General features: G+C 64.2%; 13 protein-coding genes and 2 pseudogenes. 9 read left to right on the top strand and 6 right to left on the bottom strand.

Going from position 1 to position 13,353, the window contains the following annotated elements:
- Positions 1–471 precede the first annotated feature (471 nt).
- Entirely contained in the window at positions 472–597 is a 126-nt protein-coding gene (locus ON40_RS55595; protein ID WP_281033101.1) for a hypothetical protein, read from the bottom strand.
- Between the two features lie 80 nt (positions 598–677).
- A pseudogene (locus tag ON40_RS55075) lies at positions 678–902 on the bottom strand (adenylyltransferase/sulfurtransferase MoeZ); the annotation flags it as partial.
- Positions 903–1,426: 524 nt separating this feature from the next.
- Here ON40_RS55075 and ON40_RS50650 point away from each other — a divergent pair.
- The 3 genes from ON40_RS50650 to ON40_RS37360 all read left to right on the top strand — a co-directional run bounded on the left by ON40_RS50650 (position 1,427) and on the right by ON40_RS37360 (position 4,847).
- A complete protein-coding gene (locus ON40_RS50650) occupies positions 1,427–2,713 on the top strand; it encodes a sensor domain-containing diguanylate cyclase (RefSeq protein WP_083896208.1) in 1,287 nt (428 codons plus the stop codon).
- A gap of 403 nt (positions 2,714–3,116) precedes the next feature.
- Complete coding sequence (locus ON40_RS37365) at positions 3,117–3,788, top strand: NADPH-dependent F420 reductase (protein WP_040830092.1); 672 nt, start codon at positions 3,117–3,119, stop codon at positions 3,786–3,788.
- A gap of 384 nt (positions 3,789–4,172) precedes the next feature.
- Positions 4,173–4,847 (top strand): response regulator, encoded by a 675-nt coding sequence (locus tag ON40_RS37360; RefSeq protein WP_040830126.1) that lies wholly within the window; start codon positions 4,173–4,175, stop codon positions 4,845–4,847.
- Here ON40_RS37360 and ON40_RS37355 read toward each other — a convergent pair.
- Entirely contained in the window at positions 4,825–5,385 is a 561-nt protein-coding gene (locus ON40_RS37355) for a response regulator (RefSeq protein ID WP_306305411.1), read from the bottom strand. The genes ON40_RS37360 and ON40_RS37355 overlap by 23 nt on opposite strands.
- Before the next feature lie 118 nt (positions 5,386–5,503).
- On the opposite strand from ON40_RS37355, the gene ON40_RS37350 reads away from it, so the two are divergent.
- Together ON40_RS37350 and ON40_RS37345 are read left to right on the top strand one after the other, a co-directional pair.
- Complete coding sequence (locus ON40_RS37350) at positions 5,504–7,234, top strand: GAF domain-containing sensor histidine kinase (RefSeq protein ID WP_245568162.1); 1,731 nt, start codon at positions 5,504–5,506, stop codon at positions 7,232–7,234.
- Positions 7,235–7,254: 20 nt separating this feature from the next.
- Complete coding sequence (locus ON40_RS37345) at positions 7,255–7,977, top strand: hypothetical protein (RefSeq protein ID WP_169541969.1); 723 nt, start codon at positions 7,255–7,257, stop codon at positions 7,975–7,977.
- Here the strand turns inward: ON40_RS37345 and ON40_RS56345 are convergent.
- Positions 7,924–8,292, bottom strand: a pseudogene (locus ON40_RS56345) (cupin domain-containing protein); the annotation flags it as partial. The gene ON40_RS37345 and the pseudogene ON40_RS56345 sit on opposite strands and share 54 nt — an antisense overlap.
- Positions 8,293–8,757: 465 nt before the next feature.
- On the opposite strand from ON40_RS56345, the gene ON40_RS52700 reads away from it, so the two are divergent.
- The gene (locus ON40_RS52700) at positions 8,758–9,138 is read left to right on the top strand and encodes a hypothetical protein (RefSeq protein ID WP_157186678.1); all 381 of its coding nucleotides are present in this window, start codon (positions 8,758–8,760) and stop codon (positions 9,136–9,138) included.
- A 274-nt stretch (positions 9,139–9,412) separates the two neighbouring features.
- Here ON40_RS52700 and ON40_RS55590 read toward each other — a convergent pair whose 3' ends face one another.
- Both ON40_RS55590 and ON40_RS37335 read right to left on the bottom strand, forming a co-directional pair.
- Positions 9,413–9,547, bottom strand: a complete 135-nt coding sequence (locus ON40_RS55590; RefSeq protein WP_281033100.1) for a hypothetical protein — start codon at positions 9,545–9,547, stop codon at positions 9,413–9,415.
- A gap of 18 nt (positions 9,548–9,565) precedes the next feature.
- Positions 9,566–9,892 carry a hypothetical protein gene (locus ON40_RS37335; RefSeq protein WP_157186677.1) on the bottom strand — a complete coding sequence of 109 codons (327 nt, stop codon included), beginning with the start codon at positions 9,890–9,892 and terminating at the stop codon, positions 9,566–9,568.
- 250 nt (positions 9,893–10,142) lie between these two features.
- Here ON40_RS37335 and ON40_RS37330 point away from each other — a divergent pair, with 250 nt between their 5' ends.
- From ON40_RS37330 to ON40_RS37320, 3 genes are all read left to right on the top strand, one after another.
- Positions 10,143–10,427, top strand: a complete 285-nt coding sequence (locus ON40_RS37330) for a hypothetical protein (RefSeq protein WP_157186676.1) — start codon at positions 10,143–10,145, stop codon at positions 10,425–10,427.
- A gap of 162 nt (positions 10,428–10,589) precedes the next feature.
- Positions 10,590–11,903: a cytochrome P450 gene (locus ON40_RS37325; protein WP_245568161.1), complete on the top strand. Its 1,314-nt coding sequence runs from the start codon at positions 10,590–10,592 to the stop codon at positions 11,901–11,903.
- Between the two features lie 555 nt (positions 11,904–12,458).
- Positions 12,459–12,887 carry a hypothetical protein gene (locus ON40_RS37320; protein ID WP_040830085.1) on the top strand — a complete coding sequence of 143 codons (429 nt, stop codon included), beginning with the start codon at positions 12,459–12,461 and terminating at the stop codon, positions 12,885–12,887.
- Positions 12,888–13,353 lie beyond the last annotated feature (466 nt).

Genomic DNA, 13,353 nt, shown 5'->3' with positions numbered 1-13,353 from the left:
ATGGGCGCCACAGCCCTACCGGACGACGAACACAGCACGACGATGACACCAGCGCATCTCCACCGCCGGACCGGGCGCACGCCGCCCGCCACTTGCTGGCGCACCGCCGCCCCGGCACCATCTCGCCAACAGTAGGCCCACACCGACATCCCGTCCGGCGGGACCGCCACCCCCGATGGTGTCGCGACATGAACGAGCAGCCACTGTGGCCAACGGGCTGAATACGCCCGTCGGTATAGCGGTATAGCGCGGCTGACAGCGGGTTCGGGTCGGGGTCCCAACCCCGACCGTCCGGGCCGATGCATGCTCTGCTGGCGGATTGATCTTGCCGAACGAATCACTCGAACGATACAGTGATGTAGATCACACAATGTGGTGTGATCTGTGACGGGAAAGGCCCACCCATTGGCCGGTACCGAACATGCAGGGCAACCGGGCGGGCCATTCCTGTCCTCCGCGGCCACGCGAGGATCAACGCAGCCGATGCCGCGCCGACGTGGCGGCGCGATCGTAGGCGAGCGCAACCTGCGGGAGTTCGATGCTGGGCTCATCGGGAACGCGGTGCAGGTTGGCCATGAAGGCCTCGACGGCCCCCACCGTGCCGTGATCTCGGCCAGCAGATACAACGCGTGAAATCGCGGAGAGGCGGGGAGCTTAGTAGACGGGAAGAGGGCGGTCTGCTTTGCGCAGGCGATATTCCGCCCTGTGTGTGTGGGGGGGGTGACGCCGGTGATACTGGCCTGCTCCAGCGCCGCGAGCGCCTCGGCCGCGCGCACACCTGTCTTGCAGTGCAGCACGATCGGGCGATTCTGCGGCAGTTCGGCCAGCGCCTCACCGGACAGGATGCGGTCCTCGGGAAGCAACTGCACATCCTCGATGCGGAGGATGTCCCACTCGTGGGGGCGAAGGGGCTACCTGTGCTCCGCATGCTCTGTCGGTGCGGCACCCAGGTGCCGTGAGCCCGCCGGTCAACGGCCACGATCGCCGGTATCCGGGGGTGAATGCTGGTGATCGAAACCCGGGTAACACTCGCCATGAGCATTTGGCGAGGGCGGGAAACTTCGGCGAGCGTCGTCATGAGCGAGGGCCGGTGGCGAGAGAGCCGGCGGTTAGCTACGGTGGTGCTGATGACGGAAAGGCTGAATCTCGCAGCCTGTGCCACCGTAACCAAATGTTGGCAGGGGTGGCGGAGACGCACGGTGTTTCCAGCCGACGATCAGCCAGCGACCTCGTCGGTCCTATCGCGGCAGGAGCAGGCGCTAAGCGGATGCGTGCCGCCCCCCGACCGGCGCGGAATCTGTCATGTGACGCGGTTTTCCGCGCTGAGTATCCATGGCTGCTTTTCGATGTGCGATACATCTGCAAATTCGGTGGCTGCAGGGCATGCTGATCGTAAGTTGACAGGTAGCGCAGAGCGTTTCGTCGTATGACTGATTGGCGTTCGGAGCTGATCGCGCGGTGGTGGCAGGAATTGGGCTTCACCAAGGATCTGTCGATGGCTCAGCGGCCGCGAAATGCTTTGAGTGCATGGCTGGACCAACTCGCGAGCGCGCTGGACGCAGATCGTTTCGACTCCGCTGTAGGCTTCCGGGTAGGACAGGCGATGGCAGCGGCAAGCCTGGGCGGACTGGACGCGCCTGCTGCCTCCGCGCACGCCCTGTTCGATCTGGTCGAGCATAGTGAGCATCCTCGAGCATGCCGCCGGTTTGCCGCACTGCTGGCCGCCTTTGGCCAAGGATACCAGGACCAAGCCAATTCTATAGCGAATTCAGGTCTGGGTAGTGACGAATCGAGCGGTGACGATATTTTTGGCCTAGAAGGCGCCGTACGGTCTCGGTCGATATTCGATCGTGTCGCACTCGCGATTGCGATCTGCGACACTACCGGCAAGCTGATCGATGTAAATCAATATCTGGCCGACCTCGTGGGTTTACCGGTAGATGAAATTTGTGGCCACTCTATACTTGATTTCGCGCATCCAGACGAAGTCGATTCACTGGCGAGTATGCTGTTCGATCCCGCGCGAGGGGGCGCGATGAACGATGAGCGGCGCTTCATCCGGAAAGATGGCAGTGTCGGCTGGATGGCATCCTCTGTTACCTATGTAAGAGGGGAACGAGGCCAGCCCGACTATCTGCTCGGCCTTGGCGCCGACGTGTCGGAGCGGCACCGGCTTCAAGAGGAACTGCACTGGCAGGCCCGGCATGACCCCCTTACCGGGCTCTCCAACCGGCGGCATTTACTCGAGCAGGTCGAAAATATGCGCACCATAGCCGGCAGTGGCGATCGGGTCGGATTATGTTTTGTGGACCTGGATAAGTTCAAGCGGATAAATGACCGTCACGGACACAGTGTCGGCGATGCGGTTCTGTCGACTGTCGCTGTACGCATGCGTGACAGTTTTCCTCCGGACTCCTGCACAGTTGCTCGAGTTGGAGGCGATGAGTTCATAGTGCTGGTGCCGCCACCAGCCGACGACGAAAGTATCGTCGGCGTTGTAAATACGATTATGTCGGTCTTTGCCGACCCGATCGTCGTTGGTCGAAACCAATTCAAGGTGTCGGCTAGCGTTGGCGCCGTAGCGGCACCGGTGGCTTCAATGCAAGCTGGTGCATTACTGGATGCCGCAGACCGCCAGCTATATCGTGCCAAAAGTGGTGGCAATGTTCATCGGATAGTCCATGTAGTAGACACAGAGAACGGCAGAGAATAGATCAAGGATTGTTCTGCCGGAGTCGGGCCGCGTTGGCGTTGTACTCCGCTGAGGTTATCTGGCTCATCGCGATCCCGGTGTGCCGCGTGAGAGCGTGGCGGTATAGGACGGTTGGTTGTGACAGGTCAGGAAGTGCGAGTGTCGTGCTTCTCGCGGTTGGCAAGGACCTGGTCCATGTGGGTCTTTGAACTTCCATGCCGTGGGGTGCCAGTGCGGTTCGCGGACTCCGCCGGGATCGAGATGGACCAGATATATGCAACTGCTCGCGCTGCTGTAACACGTAATCCGTGCCGCGATCAGGGGACATCGCCTTCCTGGTGACCTGCGGTCGCCGGCACCACCGGCCTGACACGCGGTCTTCGAACCTGTAGCCGCAGTGCCGAAGTGAAGGGAACGACCACGTATGACAAGCGGACATCCACGCCGGATCGCGGTAATCGGTGCCGGATTGATCGGATCGGCACTGGCTGGTCACCTGATCCTGGCCGACAACCGAGTAATCATCGGAGCGCGGCGGCCAGAAGCCTTCACTCCACCGGACTACCAGCAGGAAGACATCGACTATCAGGTCCGTACGATCGAGGAAGCGATCGACCAAGCAGAAGTAGCGATCCTGGCGATCCCCAACGCGGCCGTCGCATCGTTCGCGGACTGCTACCGCGATCGGTTGGCCGGCGCGGTCATCATCGATCCCTCGAACCCGTTCCTCTGGCACGACGGCGGTGTCATGACCATCAAGGACCTCGGCGGCAAGACTTCCGGAACCGTGACCGCTGAACTGTTCCCGAAATCATCGGTGGCACGGGCTTTCTCGCACCAGCTCGCCGAGACGCTATGGTTGCGGGGCCGACGGGAACCAGGAAAGAATGCCATCGGATACGCGGCAGACGACAACCGCGCCGCCGCGATCACCGCCGACATCATCACCCAAACCGGGTTCGTGCCGATCCCGGTCGGCACACTGGCCCAATCCGCGCCCATCGATCCCGGCGGAGCGCTATTCCCCGGGCTGCTAGGAATCTTCACCCCACAAGGCATGCGGACAACCCTCGAGAATGGACCGTTCACCCTCTGACGCCCTGGGCCCGGCCCAGCAGCGTGGACCGACCAGGACCGCTAGGGCCAGACAGCAGCGAAATGTTCATGAGCCAAGCCGATTGTCTACAAATAGAGGTGATTCGGGGTCGTGCGTCGGGACCATTGAACCAGCGCAAGGCCCTCGGCTCCATGGCTGTGACCGGCCCGGAGGCCGCCCCGGGCCACCGCAGATAGGCGCGGCTGCCGCGCCCTATCTGCGATTGCTGACGGTATGCTCGGGGTGGATATATCGGAGGTGGATGGCATTGGGCGCTCGATTGCCGACCGAGCAAATTGCGTCGACGATGACCGAATCGCCATCGACGCGGGAGTGGGCGCCGATGGCGCAGGGCCGGCCCATCACGAATCCGAGACAACCCGGATGGTGAACGCGAGCCCGTCGGTGCCTCGGTTGCGGGTAGTTGTGGCCGAAGATGACGTCCTGCTTCGCGAAGGTGTCGCGAGCTTGCTCGCACGCAGCGGGTTCGACGTGGTGGGGCAGGCCGGAGACGCCGCGCAACTCTTGGCGCTGGTTCGGGATATAGCTCCGGATCTGGTGGTGGTCGACATCCGGATGCCGCCGACGGACACCACCGAGGGGCTCGACGCGGCTCGGGTGATCCGGGGTGAACTCCCGGAGACGGGCATCCTGGTTCTGTCAGCGCACGCCGATGTGGAGGACGCGATCGAGCTGCTGGCCGGTGGTCGGCGGATCGGCTACCTCCTCAAGAGCCGGATCACCGATCTGGAGGAATTCGTCGACACCCTTCGCCGGATCGCCAAGGGCGCATCGGTCATCGACCCTGTTCTGGTGCAGGAACTGGTGTCGGCCCGCCGACGCGATGACCCGCTGGCCGTACTCAGCATGCGGGAGCGGGAAGTGCTCGCGCTGATGGCGGAGGGCCGCTCCAATTCCGGCATCGCCCGTCGGCTGTGGGTTACCGAGGGCACGGTCGAAAAGCATGTGCGTAGCATCTTGACCAAACTGGATCTGCCCGAGACCGGGGACGATCACCGCAGGGTTCTCGCGGTGGTCACCTTTCTCGAGGCTCGCTGAGCGGATCGCGCTGGTCCTTGGCTGCGAGCAGCTCACGGATCGCGCCGGACGACAGCGCGGACTTGGGCAGGAAACCCACCGCATGGCTCGCCGCGACCATCTCCGCGACGTCCTGTTCGGCGCGCGCAGAGGTCAGTATCACCGGCGGCGGCACGATCCCCCCATGGCGGTGCAGGCGCTCGGCGAGTTCGATGCCGTTCTCCTCGCCGAGCTCGATATCGACAAGCGTCACGTCGGGCCCCAGCGCCGCGACACCCCGCAGCGCCGCGTCGCTGGTCGACGCCACGCCGACAACGGTGATCCCCCCGCGCTCGAGCAGTTCGCGTCCGGCGTCGAGAAAGTCGACGCTGTCATCGACGATGAAACAGCGTAAACGCTGAGCTGATGACAGCATGATCCGAGTGTCCGGTAGCGCGCTACGAGGGCGCATCCCCGCTAACGGGAACTTCGCGCCAGGCGCTACCGCGTAGCGCGCGCACGGCGGGTCGGTGATCATCAAATCTGCTGAGCCGCGCGGTTCTCGGCGTTCAGCATCCATCGCTGCTTCTCGATGTCGTCGATAGGGGCGTGCCGCAGGTCCGCGGTCGCCGGTCCAGCGCGCTAGCCCGCAACGACCACCCGGTTCTCCGATCGCGGCGCGGGAGGATACTGAGTTCATGCCGCCGAGGTGGTTGCGGCTTCCTGGTTGGAAGCGGATGCTCGATCGGTTGCCGGGTGACGCGTCCGATCGTGGCCGGAAGTCGGGACCGGCCGCGATATGGCCGGTACTACAGATGCCGCTCGAAGGCTCGACCGAGGATGCTCCATCGGTACGAACAGGTCTGCTGTCGGCGTTGCGGCGTCCGGCGACACCGCCGCTGTGGCTCGGGATCGTGGTTGCTGTGGTTGTCATCGCGCTGGAGACGTTCGTCATCATCCTCCTGCAGGATCTGTCACCCGGCGAGACGTTCGAGCCGGTTTATCTGCTCGGCATCCTGGTGATTTCCATGGTGTGGGGATTGGGCCTGGCGGTGGCCACCTCGCTGGTCAGTGCCATCGGCCTGGCCATTTTCGATGCGAGGTCCGGCGGCAAGGTCCCACCGTTCGATTCCGAGAACTTCGTGCTCGTCGTCGTATTCCTCGTGGCGGCGTTGTGCACGAACTTCATCGCGGGGCTGGCCCGCCTGCGGGCACTCGAAGCCGACCAACGCCGCAGGGAAGCCGAGGAGGCCAAAACCGGACTGCAGGAGAGCCGCGACCGGATCAGTGTGCTAGCCGAGCAACAAGCCGCGCTGCGGCGAGTGGCGACCCTGGTGGCGCGCGGCGCGCCCGCCTTCGAGGTGTTCTCGGCGGTGGCCGAGCAGTTGGCCCGCGCGCTCGGCACCACCAACGCGTCATTGTGGCGCTACGAGTCGGACGGTACGGCCACTCTCGTGTCGGCTCATGACGACCCATTGCAGACCACAACGATGCCCGTCGGTTCGCGCTGGTCGCTGGAGGACCACCGCATCGTCGGACTGATTCTCGCCAGCGGCCGCCCGGCCCGGATCGACAGCAACGACTCGCCCGGGGGGACAGCCGCACGCATCCGTGAGTTCGGCCTGCACGGTGAGGTGGGGGCGCCGATAATTGTCGAGGGCAGTGTGTGGGGCGCCGCGATCATCGGAACCGCCAAGCCCGGTCCACTACCACCGGATACCGAGGCGCGCGTCGCCGACTTCGCAGACCTCGTCGCAACGGCGATCGCCAACGCTGAATCGCGTGCGGAACTGACCGCGTCGCGCGCCCGGATTGTGGCGGTCGCCGACGAGGAACGGCGCCGCCTGGAACGTGATCTACATGACGGAGCTCAGCAACGGCTGGTATCTCTCACGCTGGAACTGCGCTCATTGCAGGACTCGGTGCCCGCCGAACTCGATGCTCTCAACGGGCAGATCGCCCGGGTCGCGACCGGTCTGGCCGGCGCGACGGAGAATCTCCAGGAACTCTCGCGCGGAATTCATCCGGCGATCCTGTCGAAAGGCGGACTCGTCCCGGCCTTGAAGACGCTGGCCCGCCGCTGCCCGGTACCGGTGGATCTCGACGCCGCGGTCGAGCGGCGGTTGCCGGATCCGGTGGAGATCGGCGCCTACTACGCGGTGGCCGAAGCGCTGACGAACGCCGCAAAACACGCTCGAGCCTCCGAAGTGTCCGTCTGGGCGGCGATGAAAGGCGACAGTCTCTGCTTGTCGATTCGCGACGACGGCGTCGGCGGCGCCGACGCCGGGAAAGGGTCGGGACTCGTCGGTCTCAAAGACCGGATCGAGGTGCTGGGCGGCCATCTACTCGTCACCAGCCCCACGGGCATCGGTACGTCGCTGTACATCACTATCCCAGTAGACGCACAGGACAGCACACCTCTCAGGTAACCGCGCGGTGCCACCGCTCGGTGCGGTTCAGGGTGGATTCATCCTGCCGGGAGACCGAATCCAACGGATTCGATCAGGCCGAGTTGCAGCTAGCAGGTATCGGCACGGTCACGGTGATGGGGCCGCCGAACTGCGGCCAGCGCCGACGACAACGGGCATGCGCGAGACGATTCTGGACTTCGTTAATCGGTCCCATCATGCATTCGAGGAGTCTCGACATGGTCATCCACCAACAAGACATCATCACCCGAGCCGGGGTTCCCACCCGCACACCCGCCGAGCTGACCACCACGTCCGGCGCGATGGGGCGCGAGCGTGTGGCCCGACCCGCGATCTGGTCGGGTGGCGCGGATGGCGAACTGATCGCCGGACACATCGACGGGCTGCACATTACGGACGCGACCATCGTGAACCCGCTATCCACCGAGTCCGCGACCAGGATGACCAACGGAGCCGGCAGGGGAACGTGGCGACTGAGCTGGCTTCCCGAAATGACACTGACCCGAACGCAGGTCCTCAGCGCAATGGTTCTCGAGCGAATCCTCATCGCGCATGATCTCGACAGCGCAACCATGATGCGAATCATGCGCATCCTGGCCGACGATCTCCGGATGCCGCTGCACCTGCTCCTCGGTCGTCTCTCGTCGCATCAGCAGAGAACAGACACGCTGCCGCACTCCACCGGTGGCTCAGCGATGCGAACCGCGCCGCATCGCGGTGACTCGGCGATGCGGACTGCCTGAACCTATTGACCTGCCGTGGTGCCTGTTCCGCCCAGGCGTTGCCGAGGATGCCGGCGACGAAGTCGGTTCGGGTGAAGCCGGGGTCGTAGTGGACGAGGATATCGGCGTTGACGGTGCAGAAGGTGGAGGCGGGACGATGGGCGAAGCCCTGGGGCGCAGCAGCATGTCGATGATGGCGGGCAGGATGGCGTCGGTGCCGGGCCGTGGCTGGTGGAGTTCGGTGCCGAGCATGTCGACGGTCGCGCGTAGTGCACTGTGGTCGCCGACTCGGGTGGGGAGGTGGATTTCCGGCGGCAGGATGTCGTTCAGGGGGTACGGGCGGACGAGGTCGAAGGTGTCAGCCCTGCTCCCAGCGCCGCGCCATGGACGAGTTCATCCCGCTGCACATCAGCGGCAGCACTCGAGACAAAGGGACGCTCATATACCGCGGCCCCGGAAACCGGATGAGTCGCCGGGGGTATCGGATATGGCTGCTGGCCGGTTCGACCTCGGCAGTGGCGCTCGGCCGCGAGTTACCGGTCCGAATGACGAAGGCGGTCGGCAATTACCTACCCTGAGCAGGGTCAGCTCTCGCGTAGGTGAGCTGATCAGCGCATACTGGAGTCGTCAGCCGCTGCAACGATAATGCAAGTTTACCTTCCGGATCGTTGGTCGCGATATCGAGACGCCATTGGCCGCGCTTCCCCGAGGTTTCGAGCAATGTCGTCGCCCTGCGAACAAGATATATGAGGTGACAATCGATGGGGGTGTCGGTCGTTTACCGTTCCGGAAGGCAACGAGATGACCAAGGAGATTTACCGAACAACCATACGTAAGCGGTTCGCCACGCTCGCGCTGGCAACGATAGCGACAGCAATTCCGGTGATGGCGATAGCTCCGGCCGTTGCCGCGTCGACCACAGGCCAGGGCATAGTGCAGGTCGACCGGTCCGGGGGCCAGGCTGTCGGCTCTCCCGCACCGCCATACATACCACCCCCGGCACCGCATGGTTGTGGCACTGCTAACTGCTATTACGACGGCCAGAACAACAACGGCTGCGGCCGCAACAGCAACACCGGTGACAAGAGTGGCTGCGATAACAACGGGACTGGTGAGGGCAACAACGGTGCCGGTAATCGCCCATACTCGGGCAACGCCCTCGGCCATCTGAACCCGATGTGACCCGCAATGCGAGGCAAACCGTGATTCCTCACCCACGAATCGGTCATGGATCGCCTCGATTCCCCGTCCCAGCCACCACCAGCAATAACCGAGCCGCCGATCTCGACTACGGGCCACGCGGCCCCGCAGCACAGCGAAGGCGCCCAGCTCGGGCCGACATGCCAGCCGCGGTTTCTGTGGAGGCGATAGGCAGCCAGCCGGGTTACGACCGATTCGTCTTCCGCGAGGACGAAACGGTCACGCGCCGAACGAGAACGTGAGCGCCTGCCTGGCGTCAGGCCGGTGAGCCGGACAGTTCCCACTCTTCGATCGGGTCCCGGGAATACCAGCGACCGGTCCATTCGCGGCCCGCGGCCAGCGCCGCGTAGAACTCGCCGTCGTCGGGCAGCGCGGGAGCATAGGCGTGCACGACACCGGGCTGGTCGCTCTAGAAGCGGCGGGCGCGCTCGACCGAGCGAGCAGAGCACTCCGCGTGGTACGCGCGTTGGGTGATCAGCCATTCATCGGCGGTCCGCCGGTCCGGGTGGCCGGTGTGGTCGAGCGGGTAGTGCATCCGGTACTCCATGCGCGCCAGTTGTTCACCGACATGCTCGAACAACCAGGCGATCCACGCCGGAACCTGCGGCTGCGCGGCGAGCGCACTGGCGGCCAACCCACTACGCACGGCCGGGCCGTCCGGATCGTCCTGCACCGTCGTGACATGGGCAACCGCACCGGAGTCCACACGGCTCCCGTTCTGATCCCCACCTGTCATAGCCGATAACTCCAAGTCTTCGTGACGCCTAATGGTGATCGATGATGCGAATCCGCGCGTCGGCCGCATCCGGATGCCTTCGCTGCTCCGATCCGTCGGCGGTAGCGGCGCGTAGCTGGATTCACTATCGGGGTGGGTCGGCGCGCGAGGCCGTAGTGACCTGCGGTGCGAGAGGTCGACAACGCGCTGGCCTGCGGTCAGGAAGTTCTCGATGGCGGTGAATGAAGCAGGAACGGAAGGTTGACAATTCGTGACATACTTTTGCGCCGAGCTGCGCCACAGCCGATACGCGTCACCGTTGCCGATTCGAGAACCGATGCACGACGACCCCGAACTCGCCCAGGCCCGCAACTTCCTGAACGAGCGACGCCAGCATGCGCACATGCTGATGCGCCGTCGTGAATCCACGCAATCGCCGTCAGGACCGCCCATCCCGGGCCTCGACGCCGAACTCGCCGCTGTGCGACGTCAGATCGAACAGCTCTACACACGGTTCCCGGCTCTGCGAGCCGATGCTGCGCCACGCCCCATCTAGCCGCATCCGATACAGAAAGAAGCCTCAGCAGCGTTTGGGTGCGACTACCAGGGCCTCTCAGGGCATCGTCAATTCCAGCTCCGCCAGCACAACATCGGCGACAGAACCAGCCAACCGTGCAAACAAGGCGCAAATCATGCTACTTGGCTATCATTACTCGTCATGAGTGCGATGTCGGACCGAAAGGCGGTAATGCTGACTCGCGCGTGGATTCGGTGGCTGCTCATGCACGGCATAACGCGGTCCTATCTGCTGTGGTCGGCGCGTCGCGGCGATCCCCTCGCGCAAATCGCCTTCGGCCAGGATCGCTTACTCGGCACGTCGCCGTTCATCGAGGAAATCCGACAGCGTGGCCGTCTGACCAAATTGTCGGGGACGCACGTCACCACGGACTACGATTTGTGCCGTCGTATCCTGCGAGACAATCGCTTCGGCGTGGTCACGCCCAACCATCCGATCATTCCGAAGCCGATCCGCTGGGTGTTGGCCAAGACGGATCAGGAACTTCCCAACCTCACCGAACCGCCCTCGATGCTGGTTACCGATCCGCCGGAACACACCCGGTACCGACGCCTGGTCGGGCAGGCATTCAGCCCGGGTGCGATCGCCGAATTGAAGCAGAGGGCCGTCGAAGTGACCGATGGCCTACTCGATCGCCTGGAGTCGAAGCCGCGACCGGACCTCATCGAGGACTTCGCCGCCCAGGTGCCCGTCGCGATCATCGCCGAGATTCTCGGGCTTCCCGCCGATATGCATTCGACCCTGCTGAGGTGGGGGCTCAACAGTGCGCCGCTGGTCGACCGCGCCCTGACCTGGACCACGTATCGTCACGCCACCGACGAGCTGGCCGAGGTCAAGCAGTACTTCGACCAGCGCATCGACAAGCTCACCGCCGAACCGGGCGATGACCTGCTCAGTGTGCTCGCGACAAGTCGTGAGCTCACCCGCCGTGAACGGACGGCCAACGCCGCCCTGCTGCTGGACGCCGGATTCCTCACGACGGTGAACCTGCTCGGCAATGGAATCGCCCTGCTGACCAGCCATCCGGATCAGCTGAAACTGCTGATGGCGAAGCCCGAGCTGTGGCCGGACACGATCGAGGAAATCCTTCGCTACGACTGCCCCGTGCGGATGACCGGCCGGATCTCCAACTGTGACGTCGACATCGCCGATCAGCACATCAAACGCGGTTCCCTGGTTTTACTGTCATTGGCGGGCGCAAACTACGACCCCGGCGTCTTCCCCGATCCTGAACGATTCGACGTGACCAGGGTCAACGCCGCGGATCACCTCGCGTTCAGCGGCGGGGTGCACGGTTGCTTGGGATACCGGCTGGCCCGAATGGAAGGCATCATCGCGCTGCGGACCCTCTTCGAGCGATATCCGGATCTGCGCTTGGACGGCGCGCCGATCCCGCGTCGCCTGATCAACCTGCACGCCTACCGCTCCATGCCCGCCAAACTCACTGCCGACTAACTTCCGTGTCGGGCGTCGATTCCTGGCGGATGCCGTCCTCGCAGAGCGAGCGTGACCGCTTCGCTGTGGTGTACGGGCAGGACGCGCTCGCGGTGTGCCGGACGGCGTACTCGCCGCAGGCCGCCGCATGCTCACCCTGCGCCCCAAGGAATTACACGAAACCGTCACCGCCGCCGCGCCGAGCAGAAGACCACGACCTGGCGAGACAAATACGCGCTGCGCGCCGGGGGGAATCCACCGTCAACCAGACCCTCGACCGTCGGCATGATGATGCTGTCCGGAACTAGCGGCGGCGATCGCCGCGCTGTCCAGTGGGCGGGATCTGGTTCTCGACGGCGAAGCGATCGCGCTCAGTGCTGGGGGCGCGCCGTCGTTCGGTTTCTGCAACGCCGGATGATCGTTACGAATCGATCGTAGCCCGGCTGGCTAACTGCTGGACCCGGATCCCCCACTCGTTCGGCAAGTGCGCCGGCCCACCCTGAGTGGTTTAAAATCGAGGGGGGCAACTGCTCTTGCGAGCGATCACACAGAATCGACACTGAGAGGGGCCTTGAGATGGTACAGCTCTCCGACCAGTTGCAGGACCTGTCCATTCGCGCGAAGAAGACCGAAGACGTAATCGACGCCGCCGCAGCCAGAAACAAGAAACGGCTGCAGATACAGCGGGACGCGATGACATCGGCCATGGAGTCTCGCCGTGCTAAGGCCGACAAGGCCGTCACGGAGGCACAGGCGGATGTTCGCTCGAGGACGGAGGAGCTGCGTACCGCGGTCGATAGCCACTTCGCTACTGTCCGCGCCAAGGCCGCAGAACACCGCGCCGAACGTGACCGCCGGAGTGCCGAGCGTTATGCCGAGCGAGCCGAGAACGACGCCACGGTTGCCGTCGATTTCGCGCTCTACGCGCTCGATCAGGCAGACTATGCCATTATCGAGGCTGCTGTGGCCCGTGTGGACGCCGATGAGTTGGCGGCCCAGAGCTGACCGTGCGGTAGCGTGCGGCGCAGAAGGTCTGTACAGGTTGGTCTGGGTCACTGGCATTGCGGACGAAACCAGGGGTTGGCCCGCGGATAGGTCATCATTGAGCGGCCGCATCAAGCCTGTCACTATCTTTCGGCTGCCTGCGTTCTCCTTCGGATAGGTCGTTCTATCCGACGTGCCGCCGCTTGTCCGACGTGTCTCAGGAGGTGTCCGTATGACATCTCCTGGGGCACTACCCGGCGGATTACGAGCGCCAATGTTCGAGTTCCTCGGCGGTGGGTAGCCCGACTGCGTCGGCTGGAATCCACTGGCGCTCGGTGACTTCCCTCTGCCTGTTCGCGGCGCAGCGTCATCTATGTTCATGCCCTGCCCACCCGCGGCTCGTGATCCCTCCACGCCGCGGTCGGCGCGGCGATCCAGGAGTAGCACCTCGGCTCCGCCGCGTCGCAGTTCGGGCGGCCCTAACAAC

The organism is Nocardia jiangxiensis NBRC 101359 (assembly GCF_000308615.1).
GTDB lineage: Bacteria > Actinomycetota > Actinomycetes > Mycobacteriales > Mycobacteriaceae > Nocardia > Nocardia jiangxiensis.
The sequence above is the reverse complement of the archived record's forward strand: the minus strand, read 5'-3'. Positions and strand labels throughout refer to the sequence as shown.